The organism is Mesorhizobium yinganensis, assembly GCF_040081985.1.
In the GTDB taxonomy this organism is placed as follows: domain Bacteria; phylum Pseudomonadota; class Alphaproteobacteria; order Rhizobiales; family Rhizobiaceae; genus Kumtagia; species Kumtagia yinganensis.
The window spans coordinates 39,196-61,514 of the sequence record NZ_JBEBMH010000033.1; the positions used below are offsets into that span (position 1 = coordinate 39,196).

Consider the following 22,319-nt stretch of genomic DNA (forward strand, 5'->3'; position numbering starts at 1 on the left):
GGGGCTATCCTTCGTATGAGAACCCCTGCAGGGGCGCTCCAAACGTCTCAGGCTGGGATGGTGGATCCGAGCGCAGGAGGCGGCTCTGGAGTTCCTCGACCAGGGCCTTCAGCTTGGGGGCGAAGCTGGTGAGGCATTCCTCGACCGGCGCAAGATCCTTTATGCCGCCGCATGTGATGGCGACCAACTGCGACCCATCAGTCGGCCTGAACGGCATGCCCACCGCGTTGATGTAGCTGTACCATTCACCGAACGAGGTGACGAACCCTTGCCGCGCATAGCTTTCCAGTGCACGATCAATCGTGCCAAGCATCTTGTCACGAATGTCGGGATAGGCGACCAGCAGCTTGCCTATGATTTTGTCGCGCGCCCCTTCTTCCATGGCGGCGAGGTAGGCCAGTCCCATCGATGTCTGCCATATCGGCAACCGCGATCCGACATTCAGTCGGAGCGTGACAGGCGTTTCAGGCCGGCAATTGGCGACGTATACCATTTCATGTCCGTCCCGCATGCCCATGGCGACGGCGACGCCGGTCTCGATCGCCAGGGCCTGCATCAACGGTTTCGCCATGTAGATCACGGCACTGGTGCTGAGGCCGGAGTAACCGAGCGATACGGTGGCCGGACCGATCCGGTATCGGCCCAGGGCAGGGTCGTAGAGAAGGTAGCCAAGCCCGACCAATGTGTAGGTCAGGCGGGAGATCGTCGCCTTCGGCAGCCCGGTTCGCTCGATCAGATCCTGGTTGCCAAGGCTCGAATCAGCGGGCGTGAAGGTGCGCAGAATCTGCAGGCCGCGGACGAGCGCGAGGGAATGCTGGCCTGCATCGTCTTCAGTTGGCGCGACAATGGGCTTATTGCGTTTTCGCATGCTGCTCCTGCCTACATCGCGACATTCCGGCAATATCCGGCATTAGCTTTTGCGCTGGCCCTCAAGGCCGCCAGCCTGCCTTTGTGCAAAGTTGGAACTTAATTTCATTTCTATTGACGTGTGTTTCCAGCCTTGTCAATATTGCCAAAAAGGCTTCGCTTGAGGAGGCGCAGGCGAATAACAACCCAGTGAGAAGGCGATGCTGAACTACATTCTTCGACGCAGCATCGCGATGCCCTTCATTCTCCTGGGCATCGTGACGATGGCGTTCCTTTTGACGACCATCACGAAGGGCGACCCGCTGACCGCAGTCGTCAGCGAACAGCAGATGACGAACCCGGAAATCGTCGCGGCGGCAAAGAAACGCTGGGGTCTCGATCGCTCGCTGCCCGAACGGTACGTCATCTATGTCAGCAATCTGCTGAGGGGCGATATGGGCACCTCCTTCGTGACGCGCCGCGCCGTGTCGACGGATCTCATGGCTCGCCTGCCGGCCACATTCGAACTGGTGATTTCGGCGATGATCATCGGCAGCGTCGTCGGGATCGTCTTCGGACTTTTGGCCGCCTACTACCGTGACTCGGCCGTCGACCAGGGGGCGCGGCTGTTTTCCCTTTTCGGGTCTTCGGTGCCGATCTTCTGGATGGGATTGGCGCTGCTTTTCATCTTTTCGGTGCATTTCCAGATACTTCCCGGACCGGGACGCCTCGACCCGCGCATGACGCCGCCGCCTGTCGTGACGGGATTCATGACGATTGACTCGTTGCTTGCCGGAAACTTCGCGGCTTTCAAGGACGCGCAGGCGCATCTCGTCTTGCCCTCGATCGTCCTGGGTTGGACCGTTGCCGGTACAATTTCGCGCCTGGTGCGGGCCAATATGCTCGAGGTCATGGAGCGTGAATTCATCCTCACGGCGCGCGCCAAGGGCGCAGGCGAACTGCGGGTCGTTATGCGCCACGCATTTCGCAACATCCTTGTGCCGGTGTTGACGGTGATCAGCTATTCCTTCGCCTATCTCATTACCGGAGCGGTGCTGACCGAAGCGGTCTTTGCCTGGCCGGGCGTCGGAAGCTACGCGGTCACCGCGGCCCGTTCGCTGGATTTTCCGGCAATCATAGGCGTGACCATCGTCGGCGGCGTCATGTTCCTGATCACCAATCTGCTCACGGATATCGCCTATGTTCTGGCCAATCCGCGCGTGCGGCTGAATTGACGGAGAGACGCATGTCAGCGGTTCAAACGGTGCGTGCGCGCATTCAACTTCCGGCCTGGGCGTCTCCTGTCTTCATTGTCGGCGGTGTCGTCGTGCTGTTTTGGCTGGCGGCCACGGCCTTTCCGTTCTGGATGGCGCCATACGACCCGTTGGAACTGGCCGGCCGGCGGCTGCAGGCGCCGAGCGCCAACCACTGGCTCGGGACCGACGCCCTGGGGCGCGATGTCCTTTCGAGAACGCTGTACGGCGCGCGGCATTCGCTGCCGATTGCGCTCGTCGTCGTGGTCAGCGCGGTCGTCATTGGTTCGCTGGCCGGTGCGATTTCGGGATACAGAGGCGGATTGATTGGCGCTGCCATAATGCGCCTCGTCGACATCACGCTGTCGTTTCCGCCGATGCTGCTTGCCATGGCGGTGGCCGCGTCGCTCGGGCCGGGTCTGGGCAATGCAGCGATTGCGATGGTTATCGTGTGGTGGCCCGTTTATGCGCGTCTGATGCGCGCGCAGGTTCTGGAAGTGCGCGAGCGCGAACATGTCGAGGCCGCGGTAGCCGCCGGCGCAGGGCATTTTCGCATCTTGAGCAAGCACATCCTGCCGCTGTGCTGGACGCCGATCCTGATCAGCGCGACAATGGATATTGGCCAAGTCATCCTTCTGGCCGCATCCCTCAGTTTCATCGGGCTTGGAGCAACCCCGCCGACGCCGGAATGGGGCGCCATGATCGCCGACGGCGCAACCTATTTCTACAGCTGGTGGATAGCCTTCGGCCCCGGAATGGCAATTCTGACGGTTGTTCTTGGCTTCAACTTCATCGGTGACGGACTGCGCGACTACTTCGATCCGAGGTCCTCGAAATGACATCGACCACGGCGAACGAAACGCAGCCGAATGAAGCGCTTCTGCGAATCCGCGACCTGACCGTCGGCTTTTCCGGACGGAACGGCGTTCTGCCGGCGGTTCGCGGGCTCAGCATCGAAGTCTCGCGCGGCGAAGTCGTCGGCATCGTCGGCGAGTCGGGTTCTGGCAAGTCGCTGGCGATGCTGGCGTCTCTCGGCCTGCAGGCGCGCAACGCGGTCGTCGGCGGTTCGGTGGTGTTCAAGGGACAGGAACTGGTCGGCCGTGCCCGCAAGGACTTGCGTGGTCTGCGCGGATCGCAGATCAGCATGATCTTCCAGGACCCGCTCTCGTCGCTCAATCCGGTCATGACGGTCGGCGACCAGATCAGGGAAGCACTGTTCCTCCACAATGAGGGGATGACCAAGCAGAAAGCCACGGAACGGGTGATGGAACTGTTGCGGCTCGTCGCGATACCCCAGCCGGACCGGCGGATCGGCCAATATCCCCATGAATTCTCCGGCGGCATGCGCCAGCGCGTCATGATCGCGATGGCGATTGCAAACAACCCCGAACTGTTGGTCGCGGACGAGCCAACCACGGCGCTCGACGTCACCGTCCAGGCGCAGATCATGCTGATGCTGCGCGATTTGAAAGAAAAGCTCGGCCTCGCGCTGATCCTGATCACCCATGATCTGGGTGTTGTCGCGGGCCATGCCGACCGCGTGGCGGTGATCTATGCGGGCAGGGTTGTCGAGGAGGCGGACGTCCACGAACTGTTCGCCAATCCGCGCCATCCCTACACGCGGGGTCTGATTGCCTCGATACCGAAACTGACCGTCTCCGAGGACAAGCTGTACTCAATCCCCGGCGCGCCGCCGATGCTGGGCGCGCTGCCGGAGGGGTGTGCCTTTCACCTGCGTTGCGCCTATGCGCAGGACATCTGCCGCAAGGTTGATCCGCCGACGACCAGCTTTGGAAAGCACCAATCCGCCTGCCACTGCGCCGATAGTCTTCCGCCCTGGCGCGAAGGCAAGCCAAGCAAGATTCTGGAGGGCGCCGGGAATGGCTGAGACGTCTTCTGCCTCGCCGCGAACGGAGTCTGAAGGCGCCGCCCTCTCGGTCAGGAACCTGCGCAAGGTGTTCCCGATCATGGGCGGCAGGGTGATCCGCCGCGAGGTCGCCCAGCTCAAAGCGGTGGATGATATCTCCTTCGATCTGAAGTGTGGCGAGACGCTCGGCCTTGTCGGCGAGTCCGGGTGTGGCAAGTCAACGCTCGGGCGCTGCCTGCTGCGGTTGATTGAGCCCACTTCCGGCAGCATCGAAACGCGGGGCGTCGACATCGTGACGCTTGGCGCGGCGGAGATGCGACAGATGCGCCGGCATCTGCAACTGGTGTTCCAGGATCCCTACGGTTCGCTGCATCCGCGCATGCGCGTCGAGGACAGCATCGCCGAGCCGCTGCGCATCACCGAGATGACGCGCGCCCATCGGCGCGAGCGCGTGCTGGAGATGCTTGAGCTGGTCAGCCTGAGCGAGGCGCATGGAAAGCGCTATCCGCACCAGCTCTCTGGCGGGCAGCGCCAGCGCGTCGTAATCGCCAGGGCGCTCGCGCTGAAGCCGGAAGTGCTTGTGCTGGACGAGCCAGTGTCGGCGCTCGACGTGTCGGTACAGGCCGGCGTGCTCAATCTCCTCAAGGAGATCCAGGAGAAGATGGGCACCGCCTATGTGTTCATCGCGCATGACCTCTCGGTGGTGCGCCACATCTCGCACAAGGTCGCGGTGATGTATCTCGGCAATTTTGTCGAGGTCGCGCCAGCGAACAGTCTTTATGCGCGTCCCTTGCACCCCTATTCGCAGGCCCTGATGTCGGCCGTGCCCGTGGCTGATCCGGACCTGGAGCGCGGTCGACAGCAGATCGTGCTGAAGGGTGACGTGCCGAGTCCCATCAACCCGCCGTCCGGCTGCCCGTTCAGGACGCGATGTTTCAAAGCACAAGACATATGTGCTGAGGTGAAGCCGCGGCTCGCCGAGATAGAGCCGGGCCACTACGCCGCATGTCATTTTCCAGCGCCCATCGAAGGCGCGCTGCCGGCTTGAAAAAACGGCGTACAGTCGACGCCAGGGAGTGAGGACACATGTCGCAGTTCGTTGAGGGCAGCCCCTCCGGCGGGGCCGCGCCCGCTTTGCCGCTCAAAGGCATAAAGGTTCTGGACTTGTCCCGAGTCTTGGCCGGCCCTTGGGCGACGATGAGCCTTGCCGATATGGGGGCCGAGGTCTGGAAGATCGAGAATGTCGATGGCGGAGACGATACCCGCGCCTGGTCAGTTCCAAACTTCAAGGGCGTCAGCACCTACTATCTCAGCGCCAATCGGGGGAAATCGAGCATCGCTATGGATCTCAAGCACCCACAAGGGCTCAAGATTATTCACGAGCTTGCCGCCAAGGCCGATGTCGTCATCGAGAATTTTCGCGCTGGTACGGTCGCCCGTCTGAAGATCGACTACGAAACGCTGAAGGCTATCAATCCTGCGATCATCTACTGTTCGATATCGGGATACGGCCAGACGGGTCCGGAATGGGATCGACCCGGCTACGATTTCGTCGTCCAGGCGGAAAGCGGCCTGATGGCGATTACCGGTCCCGTGGGTGGCGAGCCGCAGCGCATAGGGGTCGCGATGACCGATATCATTGCTGGCATGGTCTCGGTGCAGTCCGTGCTCGCTGCGTTGTACCAGCGCCAAAGCACCGGACAAGGCCAGTATATCGACATTTCGCTGCTCGAATGCGCGCTGAACACGCTGATCAATGTCGGCAGCGGATATCTGAACGCCGGTGTGATCCCCAAGCGCTACGGCAACGCGCATCCGACGGTGGTGCCCTATCAGATATGCGAATGTTCGGACGGCAATTTCGCGCTGGCGGTCGGCAACGACAAACAGTTCGTTGCCCTGTGCGAAAAGGTGCTCGGCATCTCCGATGTCGCGAGAAATCCGCTCTACGCCACGTCAGCGGCGCGCGCTATCAACCGCGAAAGCTTGCTTGCAACGCTTGGCAAATCGTTTCTTCAGAACACGCGTAGCCACTGGATGGAAGCGTGCCTGCGGCACGGAGTTCCGGCGGGAGAGGTCAAATCGGTTCCGGAGGCGTTCGAGAGTCCGTCCGTCAAGGCGCGCGGAGTGGTCCAGACGTTGCAAAGCCCCCATCTCGGCCCTGTATCGCTCGTTCGACCGGCGCAAGGTTTAATTGCGCAACAGAACGCTCGGTTCAAGGCGCCGCCCATGCTCGGCGAGGATACCATGGCGGTGCTCAGCAACGTCCTGGGCTATGGCGAGAGCGAGATCGAGCAACTGATCAGCCACGGCGTCGTCCGCCAATATGTGGCCGAAAAGGCGGCGTGAAGTCTGGCTGACGCAGCGACACTTAGCGGAAAGCGCGGGGGCGGAGGCTTCGATTTTGTCGAAGCCGCTCCGATAGGTTTCGCATAACCGGCTGGTATCCCAGAGAAAGATTTTTGCGAGTACACGAGTAGCCGCCGGAATGCCTAAATCACCTTGCGCCCGTTGGGAATGATGGCCGGAGGTTTGGCCTTCTCAAACGAAGCAAGCATAAAGATTTTCTGGGATACCCAGCACGAAATGCCTGGGAAACTTAGCGGAAATGCCGGCTCGGCCACATCCCAAAGAGCCGGCTGGGGATGAATTGAATGGGACGTCAGGTACATTTCGTTGGTTACTGCACGATAGGACCGTCCTGGCACAACAATGGTAGCTGGCGTCATGACGAGAGCGACGGGACCGACTTCCTGGATCCGGCTCGCTACGAGAACATTGCCAAGATTCTAGAGGCCGGAAAATTCGACGGCCTGTTCTTTGTCGATGTGCAGACCCTCTATGACACGTTCGGTGGCTCCGTAGACCCGTGCATTAAGTATGGCGGGCACATGTGCATGCTCGATCCCATGCAGATGCTGACGGCAATGGCGCGAGTGACGGAACACATCGGCCTGTCGGCGACAATGTCGACGTCGCTTTACCATCCCTTCCACATCGCCCGCGCCTTCGCTTCACTCGACCATATCAGCGGCGGGCGGGCGGCATGGAATATCGTAACCTCGGCGACCGATCGCGAGGCGCAGAACTACGGCATGGACCAGCTGCTCGAAAAGTCGCTGCGCTATGACCACGCTGATGAGGTGGTCGAAGCATGCCAGGCCCTGTGGAACAGTTGGAAGGCCGATGCGCTGGTCCTCGATCGTCAGGCGGGCATCTTCGGCGATCCGTCGAAGGTCCACTACGCCAACTACAGGGGAAAGTATGTCAAGACGCGTGGACCTTTGATGACGCCGCATTCACCGCAAGGCAGCCCGGTCCTGATGCAGGCCGGTTCGTCCGAGCGGGGCCGGCAGTTCGCGGCGCGCTGGGCCGAAGTCATTTTCACGCTGCAGAACAACAAGGCCGACATGCAGAAATTCTATCGCGACGTGAAGGACCGCGTCGCCAATGCAGGACGCGACCCGTCGCAATGCGCGATCCTGCCTGCCACCGACATTGTCATCGGCGAGACGGAATCGATTGCGCGGGAGCGCGCCAATTACATCAACTCGCTTGCCAATGCGGAACTCGGCCTGTCGGAAATGTCCAACCACATTGGCGTCGACCTGTCGGGCTTCGACATGGACAAGCCCCTAAGCGAGATGGAGATCACGCAGGGCGCGCGTGGCGTCTTCGACATCATCATGAGCGGCGGCAAGGGGAAGACGCTGCGGGACGCCGGCTACCAGTACGCGACCACCCAGATGTCGCCGCAACTGATCGGCACGCCGATGATGATCGCCGACCACATCCACGAGCTTTTCGAGGCGGAGGCGTGCGACGGCTTCGTCATCTGCCCGTCGATCACGCCCGGCTCGTTCTACCAGTTCGTCAAGTCGGTTGTGCCGGAACTGCAGCGCCGGGGCATCTACCGCAAGGATTATGCGGGCAAGACGTTCCGGGAAAATCTGCGCTCATGACAGCGCCAACGACAATTTTCCGCATACCGATCGGACGACCGAAATGACAGCACCGCCAACCACTCAGGTTCTTTCCGCGCCTCGCAACAGCTTCGATCCGTCGCCGGACGTGGTGGCGATGCTGAAGGAGCGCGCGCGTTTCGTGCGCCTCGAAACCGTCCGGCTGATCGAGATTGCCAAGACCGGGCATTACACGTCGGTATTTTCCGCCGCCGAAATCTTTGCCGCACTTTACTATGACGTAATGCGGTTGCGAAAAGGCGAGCCGCGCTGGCCGTCGCGCGATCGCTTCACCATCGGCAAGGGCCATGCGGCCGTCGGACTGTTCCCGATCTATGCCGATCTCGGCTTTTTCCCCAAATCATGGCTGGATGACTACACGCGCCTCGGCAGTCCCCTGGGCGACCATCCCGATATGCGAAAGGTGCCAGGGGTCGACTTTTCCTCCGGTTCGATCGGGCACGCGCTGTCGAATGGGCTGGGCATGGTGCTGGCGCAGCGCTGGACCGGAGAGGACTACAAGGTCTTCTGTATGATGGGCGACGGCGAGATGCAGGAAGGCCAGGTCTGGGAGGCCGCCATGAACGCCGCGCAGCATAGAGCGCGCAATCTCATCGCGATCATCGACCGCAACGGCTACCAGCTCGACGGCAAGGTCGACGATCTGATGAACATCGAGCCGCTCGACGACAAATGGCGTTCCTTCGGCTGGGAAGTTCACACGGTCGATGGCCACAACGTCGCCGAGGTGACCGAGTGTCTCCGGCGGGTGCGCGCCGACGATGAGCGCACCAAGCCATGCGTGATCATCGCGAGGACCAGCAAGGGTAGGGGCGTTTCCTACATGGAAACTGAGCCGGGCTGGCATCTCGGTTATCTCGACCCATCCGACGCCGAAAAGGCGATCGCCGAAATCCATGCCTTGGACGCCTGACATGAACGGTCCTCTTTCCCCCAATTCCTGGCAGTACCGCGGCCTGAACGCCGTCAATCCTGGCCTCGATCATCTGTCGAACGGCCTGATCGATCTTGTCAAAGCCGGGCATAACGTCGTGGCCGGCTCGGCCGACCTGCAATATTCCAACGGGCTGAACCGCTTCGCCGCCGTCCACCAGGATCGCTACATCAATTTCGGCATTTCCGAGCAGAACATGGTCAGCGCGGCCGCCGGCATCGCAAGCTGCGGCGTGGTGCCGTTCGTGGCCACCTTCGCCTCATTTCTGGCACTGCTCGCCTGCGAACAAATCCGCATGGACGTCGCCTATTCCGCACAGCCGGTCCGTCTGATCGGTCATCACACCGGTATTTCGCTTGGCTTCTATGGCACCTCTCATCACGCCACCGAGGACATCGCAACCATGCGGTCCATTGCCGATCTGGCGGTGGTGTCGCCGGCCGACGGGCTGGAACTGGAAGCCATCATCCAGGCGTCCGCCAACTATGACAGGCCGATCTATTTTCGCATCGGACGCGGACGCGACCCCGTCGTCTATGCAGAGAGGCCGAGCTTCACGTTCGGCAAGGCCTACAAGCACAAGCAGGGCGAGGAACTGACGATCATCGCTTGCGGCATGGCGGTGCATGGCGCGCTGGAGGCCGCCAAGGCGCTGAACGCGTCTGGCCGATCCGTCGGCGTCATCGACATGGCGTCCATCAAGCCTCTCGACCGCGACGCAATCCTGGAGGCCGCCTCGCACAGCCGGAAGATGATGACCGTGGAAGAACATAACGTTCTGGGCGGTCTCGGCTCGGCGGTCGCCGAGGTGCTGACCGACGAAGGCATCGGCGTCAAGCTGAAGCGTCACGGCATCTACGACGAATTCAGTCTGATCGCGCCGCCGACGCATCTCTACGCCCACTACAGGCTGGACGCCGCCGGAATCAGGAGCGTTGCGGAAGAGTTTCTGGCTGCTTGATCGGAAGACGAGTGGGCGATGGAAGCGCCGCCTGCGCCGGCGTTTCGCGCGCGACCGTCTTTGACAGAGGCGATTTTCAAACGTCGGAAAATGCTGTGTTTGACCTGTCGGACCAATATTTCTGGCACGACAGCTTCATGCGCTAACTGTCGTATGGAAGGTGCGCTTGAAGTGGATGAGCGGCTCTCCGCCAAAATGCTCGATATCACGCACGTCGCCGATCATGATCTCATGATCGCCGCTGGGGATGATGCTGTTGACGTCGCAATTGATGCACGACATGGAGCCGTCGATGACCGGCAATCCCATCTTGGACAGGCGATACCCCACGGAGGCGAATTTGTCCTCCGCCTTGCTGGCGAACGTCATGCAGACGTTGCGCTGCTCCTTGCTGAGAAAGTTGATGCAGAAGCGACGCGTCGCTTTCAGCACTGGCAAGGTGTTCGATTTTCGGTCGACGGAAATCAGGAACTGCATCGGGTCCAGCGATAGCGCGATGACGGCGCTCATGGTCAAGCCATGCAGGCTGCCGTCATCGGCGGTCGTCGTTACCACGGCGACGCCGGAGGGCCAATGGCTCGACACCGTCTTGAAAAGGTCCGGTTCCGTCGACAGCGCCACGTGAGCGCGTGTGTCGAGTACGGGAGCGTTCATGGGCATTGCGATCCTGACACGAGTTGCTCGTAGCTTCACAATGCCCAAGGAAAACAAGCGCGTAAACGCGTAAAATCCTTGGACATCCATAACTATTCCTTTTGCCAAAGGGCGATAATGCGCCAAGCGTCGGAAGGTTTTATAAAGCGAGGGCTAAGACGGCCAAGCTGGATCGTTATGATTTGGCCCATGATTCCCAGGGATCCCGCTCTCAGTCACAAAGAGTCACCTTGCGCACTTCGTCCCGCTGGCATTAACATTCATTATGTCATCGCTCCGCCAAAGCATACCATCCCTTGTCTCGCTGATATCGTTCGAAGCCGCGGCGAGGCTGCTGAGTTTCACTAAGGCGGCCGACGAGCTAAACATCACCCAGGCGGCGATCAGCCGGCAAATCCGCGAGCTGGAAAATTTTCTCCAGGTCGCGCTCTTCGAGCGCGGCCATCGCTCGATCGAACTTACCTCAGCCGGCCTGATGTTGAATGGCTCCCTGCCGGCGCACTTGACCGCGATTGCTTCGATATCGGATCGAATCCGGGAGTTGCGCGACCCTCAGGTGATGGTTGTCGGCACGACATACGCATTTGGCACCTATTGGCTTGCGCCACGGTTGGCCGAATTCAGCAAGCTAAACCCCGATGTGGACCTGCGTCTGGCCGTCAACGATGAGCTGGTCGACATCACGAAACAACGCATCGACATGACCATCCGCTTTGGCGGAGGAAACTGGCCTTCGATGTCGGCCAAGTTCCTGATCGGTTGTGAGATTGAGCCAGTGTGCCACCCTTCATACTGGCAGGGTCGGCAGCGCCCATTCGAAGCGTCGGACCTTCTCGGAGAGATGCTGCTCGGCATCGAGGGAACGTCGGTGCAGGGCGGTGGATGGAGCGACTGGTTTGCCTCGCAGGGGGTCGACACCGCCGAGAGCAAGCACCAGATAACGGTCAACAGTTTCTCCGTGCTTATCCAGGCGGCCCTGAGCGGCCATGGTATTGCCCTTGGAGGAAGCCCGCTCGTTGACGATCTCTTCGCCAGCGGCGTTCTTGTCCCGGCGATGGACATGGCTCCCTATCGGGTTCGCGCGTCCAACTACTATGTGGTTGAACCGCTTGGCCAGGTTCGCAAGCAGAGCTGCGAAAAGTTCTGCAACTGGCTCTACGACAGGATCCGACGGGATGCGGCGGCAACCGGAACGGAGCGCCTCCTGACAGAGACTTTCCCTTCCAAGTGACTGACGCTTTAGGGCGGCGCCAGCAACCGATGAGAAGGACTGCATCGCCATTTTTTGAGGCAGGAGCGTAATCCAGGCGAATGCCTATCTTGAGTTGGTACCTTGACCTTTAGGAAAGACTCTCCTTGTGTCGGCTTTGCATTCGCGCGACGCGAGGTCGATATGAAAAACGACGTCGAAGGATTTTCCATCGCCGATCGCCCACTGAAACGGGTGGTCGCCCGCCAGCCGCAGCGTAAGCCCGGTCAGGTCCGCTTCCGCAAGCTGCTGGACGCCCTGGATCAGTTGCTTGCAGACAAGAACGTGCAGGACATCGGCCTCTACCAGATCGCTGCCCAGGCGAAAGTGCCGAATGCATCGATATATCACTTCTTTCCAAGTACCGAAGCTGCGCTCTTGGCGCTGGCGGAGGTCCATCACAACGCGCTTCTGGAGCTTTCAAAGGAATACCTCCCTGTTTCCCCACTCCGATGGCAGGATCTTTTCCGACAAAAAGTGACAAGCGCCGCGCAGTATCACAACAGTCATCCCGCCGCCCTGCGCCTGTTCCTGGGAGCAAACATCAGCGTGGAGGTGAAAAGCGCTGACATCTCGCAGTATCACCGGCTGGTGGATGGGCGCTCGCAACTCCTCAACCACTACTTCCACATGCCGATGGTTCCGGATTGGGAGCGGCGGCTTGCAACCTATTTCGCGCTGATCGACGGTGTATTCTCGCTTTCATACAGCGAGAACGGGTTCATACGGGACGACTATATCGCAGAGGCGCACCAGGCTGGCGTTGCTTACCTGCGATGCTACCTCCCCGAAATCCTGATCCCACGGGAACATGCCAGCTGAAACGCAAAGCTATCGGCCGACGGCGTCGCCGGTCGACAAAACGCCTCAGTTTTGCAAATTTTGCCTGAACGTGGCGTACTGATACTCTTTCCGGAATATCCCACGACGCTGCAATTCAGGCACAACCGTCTTCACGAACTGGACATAGGTTCCGGGGCTCATGGACGGGCAGATCATGAACCCGTCGCAGCATTCAGCTTCGAAGAAATCCTGCAGATGGTCGGCTATCATCGTCGGCGTGCCGATGAGCTGCGGCGTCATCTGGCTCGTCGCCCACGCCTTGCCGGCCTGTCCGAGCGTCAGCCCGTCCTTCTTTGTGCCCTGGAGCATGATGTCGAGAATGCCGCGGCAACCCTGCGTCAGTTCAAGATCCTCGAGCGGCTTGTCCATCGGCTCCTTGGACATGTCGACGCCAAGCGCGTTCGAGATTTCGGCCACGCCCAAGGTCGGGCTAGCATATTTGTTGATTGCCTCGGCGCGTTCCCTGGCTATCGATTCCGTATCGCCCAGCACGATGTCGACGGCTGGAAGAATGGCGCATTCTTTGGGTTTGCGGCCGCTCGCGACGACGCGTTCCTTGATGTCGCGGTAGAAGGCCTGCATGTGCTCCTTCGAGTTCTGCAAAGTGAAAATGATCTCGGCCCAGCGTCCCGCGAACTCACGGCCGCGCGGCGATGATCCGGCTTGCATGATCACCGGCTTGACTTGCGGTGAGCTTGGTATTGTCAGCGGCCCCGACGTGCGGACGTACTGGCCCTCATAGTTGACGTAGTGGACCTTGTCGGCGTCGGCGAAGACATTGTTTTCGCGATCGCCTACGAAGGCGCCGGGTTCCCAGCTTTCCCAGAGCTTGTTGCAGGCTTCGAGCGCCTCATCGGCCATGTCGTAGCGCTTGTTCTTGTCCATCAGCGCGTCCATGCCGAAATTCTTGGCCTCGCGGTCCATCGCCGAGGTGACGACATTCCAGCCGGCGCGTCCTTTGCTGATGTGGTCAAGCGATGCGAAGGCTCGCGCGATGTGGAAGGGATGATAAAAGGTCGTCGACATGGTCGACGCGAGGCCGATCCTCGACGTGACGCGCGCCATCGCCGACAGCAGCTGCATCGGGTCCATCATGCATTGCTGGCCGCCTTCGCGCAGATTTGTGCGGTAACCGCCGGCATAGGAATCGAACAGCATGAGGAAATCGACGAAGAAGAGGCCGTCGAACTTGCCGCGTTCGAGTATTTTCGCGATTTCCTCGTAGCGTGTAGGATCAAGCATATCCAGACCGTCGCTCTCCGGATGGCGCCATGCGCCGTAGTGATGCCACGTAGGTCCGGCGAGGACATAACCGACGAGATGCATTTGCCGATGCGACATGAGTTGCGTCCTTTTTGCGTCTGGGTGCGGCGCTGCGTTATGATTACAGATAAAATTATTCGCTATCAATCTGCATTTACGTGCTATCACATTGTAAATACAGAAACTTTCTCATAACCAAATCACTTGTTTGACGTCGATTTTCGTTATGCGAAGGCGGCTGAACTGAGCTCTCGGGATGGGTCGCGCGGTATTCCTGCCATGGCGATTGATAATCGATATTTCTCATATTAATGAAGGACTAGGTGGGGGAGGGTTGAATGGACGCGCGCCGCATTACCGGGCAGACCAAGATCATGCTGCTGATGGCGGATCCGGTGGCTCATGTGGTGGGGTCGGAAGCCATAACGGCGTTCATGCGCTCGCATGGCCACGACTTCATCTGTGTGCCGACCCATGTCGGCTCGGACGATCTGCCGGCGATGATCGACATGTTGCGGAAGCTTCGAAATTGCGTCGGGTCCGGCGTCACGATCCCGCACAAGATTCCCGTGGCTGCCCTGCTGGACGACCTGACGCCGAGGGCGCGCGGGATCGGGAGCGTCAACTATATCCGTCGCAACGCCGATGGAACGTTGACGGGCGACAATGTCGATGGGAGCGGCTTTGTTCGGGGTGCGACCGAAGCCGGCGTGAACCTCGAAGGGCTCCGTGTGCTGCTTGTCGGGGCCGGCGGAGCGGGGCGCAGCCTTGCTTTCGCCTTGGCCGAAGCCGGCATCCGCGAACTCGTCATCGCCAACCGCGACCGTGAAAAGGCGCTGAAGCTGGCCGCCGCCGTCGTCAATGTGCATCAGGATTTATGGGTTCAAGTCGCCGACGCCGATGCGACCGGTTTCGACATGGTCATCAACGCCACATCGCTTGGCATGGTCGGGAAGGGCGAAGAAAACCCGATCGACTTCGAAACCCTCTCTCCGGACATGATCGTCGCGGACGTCGTGATGTCGCCCGAGAAGACCAGGCTGCTCGAGGCAGCCGAGCAGAACGGGTGCCGATTGATCTTCGGACGGCAGATGATGGATGGGCAACTGGCTCTGCTTCGTGAGTTTATGGGGCTTTGATTTCATGCTCGCCCTGAGCCACGATAGGCGTATTCATTCAGCGCCGACCGGCGCTGAACTCAGGAGGCGGGTCAGCCTATGGCGATAGAACGCAAGCGCCCGCTTCTTTTCGGCGCGATTGCCGACGATCTGACGGGTGGTTCGGAGCTCGCCGCGATGATGGTCGCGCGGGGTGTGCCGACCGGCTTTTCCACCAATCTGGACGCGGATATCACTCCGGATTCGCTTGCCCACGTTATCGCACTGAAAACCCGCGTCATTCCCGCCGACGATGCGGTCGACCTCGTCTTGCGGGCCGCACGAAAATTTCTGTCCGTCGGTTGTGAGCAGATTTTTTTCAAGTACTGCGCGACGTTCGACTCCACGCCCGCCGGCAATATCGGGCCGTGCGCGGAAGCCTTGGCGGACCTGCTCGGTGCCAAACTCGTCCTGTTCAGCCCGGCCCTTTGCGAGACGCAAAGGACGATCTTCCAGGGGTATATGTTCGGTGTTTCGCAGATACTTTCGGAGTCGCCGAAACGCTTCGATCCACTGACGCCAATGACGGATTCCAATCTTGTGCGTGTGCTGGCCGTGCAAAGCACCGTTCCCGTCGGGCTGCTTGCGCATCCGGTGGTCGATCGAGGGTCACAGGCGATAAGAGATCGCTGCGCCGAGCTGATTGACGAAGGCAGCCGATTTGCCATCGTCGACACTATCTACGAACGAGACTTGGCGGCAATCGCCGAGGCGGCCGCCCATATGCCGCTGCTGACTGGGAATGCATCGGTCGCGGCGCATCTGCCTCCTGTCTGGCGGCGTAGCGGCCGGTTGGACGAGGCGAGGACAGCCGAGCTGCCGGCCGTCGACGGGTCGGCTGCGATATTGGCAGGGAGCGTGGCCCCCCGGACTGACGATCAGCTGGCCGAATTCGGCAAACAGGGCGAGATATTCACCGTCGATCTGTCGCGCGTGCTGGCGGGCGAAGATATTGCCGGCGCTGCGCTTGCAGCGGCCAAAGACGCCATCAGGCGCGATCGTCCGATTGCCATAGCGACCACCGTTCCTCAGGAAGAAGTAGAACGCCTGCAGCGCCAGCACGGGCGTGAAGTGGCCGCACGGACTGCGGAAGACTTTTTGACCGGCATGGCGCATCGGCTGATCTTCGAGCTTGGTGTCCGACGATTGATCATCGCAGGCGGCGAGACCGCCGGAGCAATCGTCCCCAAGCTGCCGATCACGCGTTTCATTGTGGGCCCCTATCAGGGGCTCGGGACCGGACGCATGGTGGCCGAGATGCCATTTCCCGTGGCGCTGATGCTGAAATCCGGAAAGCTGGGCGCGCTGGACGTCTTTTCCAGCGTTCTGGACGAGATGACACGGCCGGTCAGCATAAAACCCTATGTCGACGAATGGCCGCCGCAAGCGAGGATGCGATGATCGATGAAGAAGAGTCGCGGCAATCCCTGGTCGATGCCACGCGCTATGTCGAAGCCAAGGGGCTGAACAGCGGCACGTCAGGCAATATCAGCGTCAGGACACCCACCGGGATGCTGATCACGCCGACAGGCGTGGCGCCTTCCAGCCTCGGTCCGGCATCAATGGTGGAGATGTCGTTCGACGGAATATGGAGCGGCGGCATGCGTCCATCCAGCGAATGGAGCATGCATGCGGCTGTCTACAAGGCGTTTCCCCAGGCTCATGCCATTTCGCACGCCCATCCCGACCATTGCGTCGCACTTTCCTGCCTGCGGGAGGCGCTGCCGCCATTCCACTACATGATCGCCTCGTTTGGCGGCGATGACGTGCCCTGTTCCGACTACGCGCTCTTCGGCACCGATGAACTGGCGCAGGCGGCGGTGCGCGCGCTGGCCGAAAGGAACACTTGCCTGTTGGCCAATCATGGCATGATCGCCTACGGCCCGGACCTCGCGACGGCCTTGGCCAGGACCGAAAAGCTCGAGACTCTTGTGAAGCAATATCTGCTTGCGAGATCGATCGGCCGGCCGGTGATGTTGACGCAGCAGGAACTCGATGTCGTCAAGGCGCGCTACAAGACATACGGTCAGCAGGAGCGCGCCTCCGCTCCGTCTGTAGCTTAGTGCGCGTTCGGAAAATCATGGGGGCGCGTTTCTTCGCGTGAGATTTGCGCCCCTGGCCAGGAGGGCCTTGGCGGTTGATACGTCGATGCGGCGCTCGTAGTCGCGCACGAGGCGCCGCCGTCTGATCATCCATCCGAAGATCCGCTTCACGAACATCTGTACAATGTTGCGTGGAACTGGTCATTTTTCTTGGTGATTTTGGGCGGACTGGTCCATCGAGCGGGGGAACCCGGAAGATGATCTCGATGTTGGCGTCGTCGATTTCGACCCGACGAACCGCGGAGCGGATGATCTGCCGCATGCCGGCCCGATCAAGGCGGGCGAGCCCTGCTGTCACCTTGGCGGAGAAGTCTTCCAAACGGCTGATGAGGAGTGAGAGGTCGCGTTCGTTCTCGACCACTTCGACCGCCGCCCGGTGTCGCTCCTGAAGCTGGGAGAAGCGTTGTTTCAGGCCCGCGATACGCGGTTCGAACTCCGCCTTGTCGATGACATCCTTCGCAGAGCTGTCAATCAGCCGGCCGATGCCGCGACGCAAGGTGAGCATCTGTCGTTCCAGGCGGACGATCTCATCCGGCTCCCGGATTTCGTCGCAGGCCTGGCGGAGGCGGCGGCGATATTCGTCTGCCACACGATGCGGGTCCTCCAGAAGGCCTTTCACCTGATCCCACACTGCTTCCTCCAGGTGATCGCCGCGTACCGCCGGGTTGTTGCACACGGTGTGGCCGCTGAAGCGGTAGCCATCCGCACCGATACAGCGATAGTAGCGCAGTGTGTCCGTCGGGTCATATGTGCGGGAACGCGGCGCGCGCTTGCCACAATAAGCGTAGCCGCAACGCCGACAGACCGTGAGGCCCTGCAGCAGCCAGTCCGCGCCTGGCATGCGTTGGCGCTTGCGCTTGCGGTTCTCCTCAAGCTGCGCACGGGCTGCCTCGAATACGCCCGGATCAACGAGTGGGGGAACAGGGATCGCGATCCACTCGTCAGGCGGAACGGGAACGCGGCAAGTGGCGCGCGGCGAGGGCTGCGGATGGCCGCGGATTGGTCGCAACCGTGGTCGTGGTGGCAAGTAGCGCGCCCGCCCGAAAGCGGCGCGTCCGACATAGGCGGGATTGGCAAGCATGCCGCGGATCGTGGAGGCGTGCCAATGCATGGCTCCTGCCCGCGTCTGGCAACAGATCTGCTCGAGCCGCCGGCACACCTCCCGCAGGCTCATGCGTTCCAGGCCGACCCATGCGAAGATCAGACGAACAATGTGCGCCTCCGCCTCCACCACTGCAGGGTGAGCGGGGCCTCCGCCCGAAAGCACAACAAATGAACGAACTCAAGCTCAAGCTTGAGAGCATTTCCCTTCTTCCGATCGGTGGTGCGTTCGTGGAAAATCCTTCGCCGGTGGGCACGGCGAACAGGAGCGGAGAATCCTCCATAGGTTTCCTCTGCGTAAGAATTCATCGCCCCGGCCCACCTCTACAGGACGCCGTCTAGCTGGAAAAGGACAGATTTTGCGAAGACGACGGGTGATCTGGAGGGACGAGAAGGGCTAGTTGCTGACGATCTCGATCTCGTCAAGGATGCTCAGAGCCTCCCGACACGGTCCTACCGTCTCGTTGTTCATCGCTGCCAGCATGTGGTGGAAGCTGATGGTGACGGCCAAGTCTTCAGCAAGTTGGGTAGCGCGTGCTCTGTCTTCGATGAAGGCAGTTGCATCTTTGGAGAGGCGGTTCTGAGCCGTCGCGTTGTCTGGCCCACCGGCGAGGAGGATCGCCCGCGTCTCAATCATCAGCCGGCGGAGGTCAGTCTTGTCGACCATGTCTGATCTTGCGCGAAGTCAAACGATGACACAAGCAGCCCTGATCACCAACAAAAGGTTAATAAACGGGCGGCATACGTTTGAGGCGGCTAATCGGATTTACTCTATTATCTTAGCCCGCCTACGCATTGAAAGGGAATGGATCGCGCCGCATACAAGCTGCAATCTAAGGTGGAGGCCACGAGAAATCTGTCTGAGTGTTCGCGTGATCCGGAGCCCGTCTCACAGGCCGCCTCTTGGAGGCGAGCTCTCTCACCCTTTCCGCAGCCTTACACCAGCGCCGCCACACCAAAAGCGCAGCAGCCCCCACACAGCGCAGCGAGTCCCCCGCCAATCAATATTGCTCCAAATATGGTTATGGCGATAAGAGTGATGGCCACTCCGAGGCAGCTACCTCCTGAGACATCGTCCGAAAACTCAGTTCTGTCTCAAATTGGCGGCTAATGTGAGACAAATCGAGCAAGCGCGTCTCGCACTAGGGGCATTCACATCCAGTTTGCACGTTGAGTCACACAATTAGCGGCATCCCGACAGCCGCGCTGCGCGCCATCGATCTTTCTGCCGAACTGGAGCGCCGAGCGGACCGGCTCGTTGCGGTCGCTCCAAAACTCAGGCCAAAGCGGCGGACGTCGTGGTCGAAAGGCTTCTTTCGGATGACGCGCTCGTGGCGTCGGAAAAGATCACCGGCATGAGCGATCGCGGCCTGCGCCGTCTGTTCGACCGGCTGGTGGAGCTCGGCGCCGTTCGTGAGCTCCCCGGCCGGCGCGCCTTCCGCATTTACGTGCTTCGCGCGCGAGACGAAGGAAAGGCCGAACGGACGACGGTCGTCCGTTTGACTGGGAGCTGGACGAGCTGCTGCCGGAAGCCCGCTGGCACGAATGGATGAACCGCGTCGAGGCGACGATCTTCGCGGCCAAACGAACCGGTCGTCCGCGAAACGCCGGCGCGGATCGTTGGCAGAAGTTGCAGTATCGACCTTCTCATCGACGATATTCGCGAGGAACCGCGCGGTCGGCCCTACGATCTGGTCGCCGTCCCGGCGGCTGGAGACATCTCACTCGGCCGGCCTATGCCGACGCCATCCGCGCGGCCGTTGGTAAAGCTGGAGACCCGCATTAACCCTGCCGGTAGGGATGGAATTGTGATTCACTGCTTGTGTCGTGATTTGGAGACGGGACGATGGAGCAGCGGTCGCTATTGGGGCTTTCGGAACATCTCGACCGGCTGAGCAAGAATGGTGATCCGCTCGAGGTTCTGGAGGCGACGGTCAACTTTGAGTATTTCCGTGACTGGCTGGTCGAAGGACTTGGCTATGGCGAGGGTGGCAAGGGTGGTCGCCCGCCGTTCGATCCGGTGTCGATGTTCAAGGCGCTGATTTTGCAGGCGCAGCACAATCTGAGCGATGCCAGGATGGAGTTCATGATCCGGGACCGGTTGTCCTGGATGCGGTTTCTCGGCTTCGATCTTGGCGTCCCGACGCCGGACGAGAACACGATCCGGCTGTTTCGCAACAAACTGACCGAGACCGACACGTTGAAGCGGGTGATGAAAGCCTTCGACTGGCAATTGCACAAGAAGGGCTACATCCCGATGTCGGGTCAGATCGTCGATGCCTCGCTGGTTCCGGCGCCGAAGCAGCGCAACACCGAAAGCGAGAAGGCGGCGATCAAGGCCGGCAAGAGCGCCAGGGAAATCTGGCCGGACGAACCGGCGAAGGCGGCCCAGAAGGATACCGACGCACGCTGGACGCTGAAGATCGGCGGCAAGGTCCGCTACCGGCAGGACGGGACGCCTCTGCCGCAGATCGCCTTGCCGGTCTTCGGCTACAAATCCCATATCGTCATAGACCGACGTTTCGGCTTCATCCGGGAGAGCGCTGTCACTTCGGCGGCACATGCCGACGGTCGCATGCTGTCGAAACTGGTGACGACGCAGAATACCTCGTCCGAGGTTTGGGCCGACAGCGCCTACCGATCGCAAAAGAATGAGAAATGGCTGTCATCGAAAGGATTGGTCAGCCGCATTCATCGTCGCAAGCCGGCCGGACACGCCATGCCGCAGCCTATGGCGCGCGCCAATGCCGCGAAGTCGTCGGTCCGTGCGGCGGTGGAGCATGTGTTCGCACACCAGAAGAACCGGTTCGGCCTGTTCATTCGCACCATCGGCATCGCCCGAGCCGAGGCGAAGATGCTGCTCGCCAACATCGCCTACAACTTCGATAGGCTGATCTTCCATGAGCGGGCCAAAGCCGCGGGATGACTCTGTCCGCAATCGCGGAACCGGCTCAAATCGACCTGACCTGGCTGCGAGCCCACAGCCAAAAGGCCGCCAAATCACCCCAAATACCGGCCTTGCAATATTCTCAGCGCCAATCCGCCAAACCAAACCGGGTTAATGCGGGTCTCCAGGTGAGAAGGCGACCGACCTGACGCCGTGTCAATGACCGTGGAAACGGGACCCTGTATTTTCGCCGAGTAATGAAAAATCACAACGCAGCCAAAGTGCTAGTGCTGATGTGCATCGCCTACTTCCAGCCGTTCATCCGCGGAGAACTGTCGTCGTTTTTCGGCAAGGAGATTTCGCGCGACCTGATCGGCCATCTGCGCGGCGCAAAGCTGATTGCCTCAGGGCCGGGCGCGCCCTAGACCTACGTCACGACCAGAGTTCCTGGTCGAGTTCGGTCTCGACACGCGGCGCGATCTGCCGGATTTCGAGGCGCTTGAGGACGCCGGCTTGCTGTCGAAGGAAAAGCTGCTTGCCGGCGACATCATGGCGGAGTTAGCCGATCAGCTCACGCCCCTCGGATCCTCCACATCGACACGCAGAAGTCTGCGTTGATAAGGGCGAGGTCGACGGCGAACCTGGCGAACTGGATGCCAGCCTCACCGCCGAGGCCGTTGATGTTGTCGTAGGTATCCTATGCCAGCCCGGTTGTGTTGGCGCGAAAATAACCCGACAGTATCACCCTGGTGTTCAGCTTGGTGAAGACCCCGTCCGAGAGCAGAAAACGGTCGTCGGCGACGTTGAAGTCGAGGATCGTTACTTTCGACGAGCCGAGTTTTATGTTGAAGGCGAATGTGTCGGCGCCACCAAGCCCGCGCAGCGTGTCATTGCCTTCGCAACCCTCCAGCCGGTTGTTGCAGGCATAGCCTTCAAGCCCTACGGCCTGAAGACCACGACATCCTCGCGGCCTACGGGATCGGCATGAATGGGCATTTTCCAGGCGGCTGGGGCCGCTCCATAGTAAGCGCCCGGTCATGACCGCCTTCCGTAGTGGTGTTCGGATCGGCTAACGATCGGGCTCGGGATGCTGAAGATGGTGTCCATGAGTGGGGCTTAATGGACACGATCCCGTTGGACGGAATGATTGGCGGGGATCTTCGGGGCGAGACAGCGCCCGCACGCCGGCGCAAGTCCTATACCCTCGAAGAGAAGCAGC

The 22,319-nt window shown here is 60.6% G+C and carries 19 protein-coding genes and 5 pseudogenes; 17 read left to right on the forward strand and 7 right to left on the reverse strand.

Annotation, left to right across the window (positions count from 1 at the left end; translation table 11 throughout):
* Positions 1-4: 4 nt before the first annotated feature.
* Positions 5-868, reverse strand: a complete 864-nt coding sequence (locus ABMA59_RS31715) for an IclR family transcriptional regulator (protein ID WP_349009375.1) — start codon at positions 866-868, stop codon at positions 5-7.
* Between the two features lie 199 nt (positions 869-1,067).
* Here ABMA59_RS31715 and ABMA59_RS31720 point away from each other — a divergent pair, with 199 nt between their 5' ends.
* The 8 genes from ABMA59_RS31720 to ABMA59_RS31755 all read left to right on the forward strand — a co-directional run bounded on the left by ABMA59_RS31720 (position 1,068) and on the right by ABMA59_RS31755 (position 9,844).
* Positions 1,068-2,081: an ABC transporter permease gene (locus ABMA59_RS31720; RefSeq protein ID WP_349009376.1), complete on the forward strand. Its 1,014-nt coding sequence runs from the start codon at positions 1,068-1,070 to the stop codon at positions 2,079-2,081.
* An 11-nt stretch (positions 2,082-2,092) separates the two neighbouring features.
* Positions 2,093-2,938, forward strand: coding sequence for an ABC transporter permease (locus ABMA59_RS31725; protein ID WP_349009377.1), 846 nt, complete (start codon positions 2,093-2,095; stop codon positions 2,936-2,938).
* On the forward strand, positions 2,935-3,987 hold the full coding sequence (locus ABMA59_RS31730; protein WP_349009378.1) for an ABC transporter ATP-binding protein: 1,053 nt from the start codon (positions 2,935-2,937) through the stop codon (positions 3,985-3,987). Before ABMA59_RS31725 ends, ABMA59_RS31730 begins: the two co-directional genes overlap by 4 nt.
* A complete protein-coding gene (locus tag ABMA59_RS31735) occupies positions 3,980-5,014 on the forward strand; it encodes an ABC transporter ATP-binding protein (RefSeq protein ID WP_349009379.1) in 1,035 nt (344 codons plus the stop codon). Before ABMA59_RS31730 ends, ABMA59_RS31735 begins: the two co-directional genes overlap by 8 nt.
* Positions 5,015-5,052: 38 nt before the next feature.
* Positions 5,053-6,315 carry a CaiB/BaiF CoA transferase family protein gene (locus ABMA59_RS31740; RefSeq protein ID WP_349009380.1) on the forward strand — a complete coding sequence of 421 codons (1,263 nt, stop codon included), beginning with the start codon at positions 5,053-5,055 and terminating at the stop codon, positions 6,313-6,315.
* 305 nt (positions 6,316-6,620) lie between these two features.
* Positions 6,621-7,928, forward strand: coding sequence for an LLM class flavin-dependent oxidoreductase (locus ABMA59_RS31745; RefSeq protein WP_349009381.1), 1,308 nt, complete (start codon positions 6,621-6,623; stop codon positions 7,926-7,928).
* A 43-nt stretch (positions 7,929-7,971) separates the two neighbouring features.
* The gene (locus ABMA59_RS31750; protein ID WP_425476020.1) at positions 7,972-8,862 is read left to right on the forward strand and encodes a transketolase; all 891 of its coding nucleotides are present in this window, start codon (positions 7,972-7,974) and stop codon (positions 8,860-8,862) included.
* Between the two features lies 1 nt (position 8,863).
* Positions 8,864-9,844 carry a transketolase family protein gene (locus tag ABMA59_RS31755; RefSeq protein ID WP_349009382.1) on the forward strand — a complete coding sequence of 327 codons (981 nt, stop codon included), beginning with the start codon at positions 8,864-8,866 and terminating at the stop codon, positions 9,842-9,844.
* 135 nt (positions 9,845-9,979) lie between these two features.
* On the opposite strand, the gene ABMA59_RS31760 is transcribed toward ABMA59_RS31755, so the two are convergent.
* The gene (locus ABMA59_RS31760) at positions 9,980-10,498 is read right to left on the reverse strand and encodes a flavin reductase family protein (protein ID WP_349009383.1); all 519 of its coding nucleotides are present in this window, start codon (positions 10,496-10,498) and stop codon (positions 9,980-9,982) included.
* 265 nt (positions 10,499-10,763) lie between these two features.
* Here ABMA59_RS31760 and ABMA59_RS31765 point away from each other — a divergent pair, with 265 nt between their 5' ends.
* Positions 10,764-11,729, forward strand: coding sequence for a LysR substrate-binding domain-containing protein (locus ABMA59_RS31765; RefSeq protein WP_349009384.1), 966 nt, complete (start codon positions 10,764-10,766; stop codon positions 11,727-11,729).
* A gap of 162 nt (positions 11,730-11,891) precedes the next feature.
* Positions 11,892-12,569: a TetR/AcrR family transcriptional regulator gene (locus tag ABMA59_RS31770; protein WP_349009385.1), complete on the forward strand. Its 678-nt coding sequence runs from the start codon at positions 11,892-11,894 to the stop codon at positions 12,567-12,569.
* Positions 12,570-12,614: 45 nt separating this feature from the next.
* Here ABMA59_RS31770 and ABMA59_RS31775 read toward each other — a convergent pair whose 3' ends face one another.
* A complete protein-coding gene (locus ABMA59_RS31775) occupies positions 12,615-13,931 on the reverse strand; it encodes an LLM class flavin-dependent oxidoreductase (protein ID WP_349009386.1) in 1,317 nt (438 codons plus the stop codon).
* A gap of 260 nt (positions 13,932-14,191) precedes the next feature.
* On the opposite strand from ABMA59_RS31775, the gene ABMA59_RS31780 reads away from it, so the two are divergent.
* The 3 genes from ABMA59_RS31780 to ABMA59_RS31790 all read left to right on the forward strand — a co-directional run bounded on the left by ABMA59_RS31780 (position 14,192) and on the right by ABMA59_RS31790 (position 17,073).
* A complete protein-coding gene (locus tag ABMA59_RS31780; protein ID WP_349009387.1) occupies positions 14,192-14,992 on the forward strand; it encodes a shikimate dehydrogenase family protein in 801 nt (266 codons plus the stop codon).
* A gap of 78 nt (positions 14,993-15,070) precedes the next feature.
* Complete coding sequence (otnK, locus tag ABMA59_RS31785; RefSeq protein ID WP_349009388.1) at positions 15,071-16,411, forward strand: 3-oxo-tetronate kinase; 1,341 nt, start codon at positions 15,071-15,073, stop codon at positions 16,409-16,411.
* Entirely contained in the window at positions 16,408-17,073 is a 666-nt protein-coding gene (locus tag ABMA59_RS31790; RefSeq protein WP_349009389.1) for a class II aldolase/adducin family protein, read from the forward strand. Before otnK ends, ABMA59_RS31790 begins: the two co-directional genes overlap by 4 nt.
* A 15-nt stretch (positions 17,074-17,088) precedes the next feature.
* Here the strand turns inward: ABMA59_RS31790 and ABMA59_RS31795 are convergent.
* From ABMA59_RS31795 to ABMA59_RS31805, 3 genes and pseudogenes are all read right to left on the reverse strand, one after another.
* Positions 17,089-17,223, reverse strand: a pseudogene (locus ABMA59_RS31795) (IS5/IS1182 family transposase); the annotation flags it as partial.
* 514 nt (positions 17,224-17,737) lie between these two features.
* Positions 17,738-18,379, reverse strand: a pseudogene (locus ABMA59_RS31800) (recombinase family protein); the annotation flags it as partial.
* 231 nt (positions 18,380-18,610) lie between these two features.
* Positions 18,611-18,880, reverse strand: a complete 270-nt coding sequence (locus ABMA59_RS31805; protein ID WP_349009390.1) for a hypothetical protein — start codon at positions 18,878-18,880, stop codon at positions 18,611-18,613.
* Positions 18,881-19,413: 533 nt separating this feature from the next.
* Between ABMA59_RS31805 and ABMA59_RS31810 the strand changes: the two are divergent.
* From ABMA59_RS31810 to ABMA59_RS31825, 4 genes and pseudogenes are all read left to right on the forward strand, one after another.
* Positions 19,414-19,667, forward strand: a pseudogene (locus ABMA59_RS31810) (DUF1403 family protein); the annotation flags it as partial.
* 95 nt (positions 19,668-19,762) lie between these two features.
* Positions 19,763-19,978, forward strand: a pseudogene (locus ABMA59_RS31815) (SMC-Scp complex subunit ScpB); the annotation flags it as partial.
* A gap of 81 nt (positions 19,979-20,059) precedes the next feature.
* Positions 20,060-21,139, forward strand: a complete 1,080-nt coding sequence (locus ABMA59_RS31820) for a transposase (protein WP_349009391.1) — start codon at positions 20,060-20,062, stop codon at positions 21,137-21,139.
* Positions 21,140-21,375: 236 nt separating this feature from the next.
* Positions 21,376-21,718: pseudogene (locus ABMA59_RS31825) on the forward strand (SMC-Scp complex subunit ScpB); the annotation flags it as partial.
* A 79-nt stretch (positions 21,719-21,797) separates the two neighbouring features.
* Here ABMA59_RS31825 and ABMA59_RS31830 read toward each other — a convergent pair.
* The gene (locus ABMA59_RS31830) at positions 21,798-22,139 is read right to left on the reverse strand and encodes a calcium-binding protein (protein WP_349009392.1); all 342 of its coding nucleotides are present in this window, start codon (positions 22,137-22,139) and stop codon (positions 21,798-21,800) included.
* Positions 22,140-22,319: the final 180 nt, after the last annotated feature.

What these genes read in the sequence shown, in the direction of transcription:
- ABMA59_RS31715 (WP_349009375.1), bottom strand. Translation starts at nt 868, where the DNA reads ATGCGAAAACGCAATAAGCCCATTGTCGCGCCAACTGAAGACGATGCA.
- ABMA59_RS31720 (WP_349009376.1), top strand. Translation starts at nt 1,068, where the DNA reads ATGCTGAACTACATTCTTCGACGCAGCATCGCGATGCCCTTCATTCTC.
- ABMA59_RS31725 (WP_349009377.1), top strand. Translation starts at nt 2,093, where the DNA reads ATGTCAGCGGTTCAAACGGTGCGTGCGCGCATTCAACTTCCGGCCTGG.
- ABMA59_RS31730 (WP_349009378.1), top strand. Translation starts at nt 2,935, where the DNA reads ATGACATCGACCACGGCGAACGAAACGCAGCCGAATGAAGCGCTTCTG.
- ABMA59_RS31735 (WP_349009379.1), top strand. Translation starts at nt 3,980, where the DNA reads ATGGCTGAGACGTCTTCTGCCTCGCCGCGAACGGAGTCTGAAGGCGCC.
- ABMA59_RS31740 (WP_349009380.1), top strand. Translation starts at nt 5,053, where the DNA reads ATGTCGCAGTTCGTTGAGGGCAGCCCCTCCGGCGGGGCCGCGCCCGCT.
- ABMA59_RS31745 (WP_349009381.1), top strand. Translation starts at nt 6,621, where the DNA reads ATGGGACGTCAGGTACATTTCGTTGGTTACTGCACGATAGGACCGTCC.
- ABMA59_RS31750 (WP_425476020.1), top strand. Translation starts at nt 7,972, where the DNA reads ATGACAGCACCGCCAACCACTCAGGTTCTTTCCGCGCCTCGCAACAGC.
- ABMA59_RS31755 (WP_349009382.1), top strand. Translation starts at nt 8,864, where the DNA reads ATGAACGGTCCTCTTTCCCCCAATTCCTGGCAGTACCGCGGCCTGAAC.
- ABMA59_RS31760 (WP_349009383.1), bottom strand. Translation starts at nt 10,498, where the DNA reads ATGAACGCTCCCGTACTCGACACACGCGCTCACGTGGCGCTGTCGACG.
- ABMA59_RS31765 (WP_349009384.1), top strand. Translation starts at nt 10,764, where the DNA reads ATGTCATCGCTCCGCCAAAGCATACCATCCCTTGTCTCGCTGATATCG.
- ABMA59_RS31770 (WP_349009385.1), top strand. Translation starts at nt 11,892, where the DNA reads ATGAAAAACGACGTCGAAGGATTTTCCATCGCCGATCGCCCACTGAAA.
- ABMA59_RS31775 (WP_349009386.1), bottom strand. Translation starts at nt 13,931, where the DNA reads ATGTCGCATCGGCAAATGCATCTCGTCGGTTATGTCCTCGCCGGACCT.
- ABMA59_RS31780 (WP_349009387.1), top strand. Translation starts at nt 14,192, where the DNA reads ATGGACGCGCGCCGCATTACCGGGCAGACCAAGATCATGCTGCTGATG.
- otnK (WP_349009388.1), top strand. Translation starts at nt 15,071, where the DNA reads ATGGCGATAGAACGCAAGCGCCCGCTTCTTTTCGGCGCGATTGCCGAC.
- ABMA59_RS31790 (WP_349009389.1), top strand. Translation starts at nt 16,408, where the DNA reads ATGATCGATGAAGAAGAGTCGCGGCAATCCCTGGTCGATGCCACGCGC.
- ABMA59_RS31805 (WP_349009390.1), bottom strand. Translation starts at nt 18,880, where the DNA reads ATGGTCGACAAGACTGACCTCCGCCGGCTGATGATTGAGACGCGGGCG.
- ABMA59_RS31820 (WP_349009391.1), top strand. Translation starts at nt 20,060, where the DNA reads ATGGAGCAGCGGTCGCTATTGGGGCTTTCGGAACATCTCGACCGGCTG.
- ABMA59_RS31830 (WP_349009392.1), bottom strand. Translation starts at nt 22,139, where the DNA reads ATGACCGGGCGCTTACTATGGAGCGGCCCCAGCCGCCTGGAAAATGCC.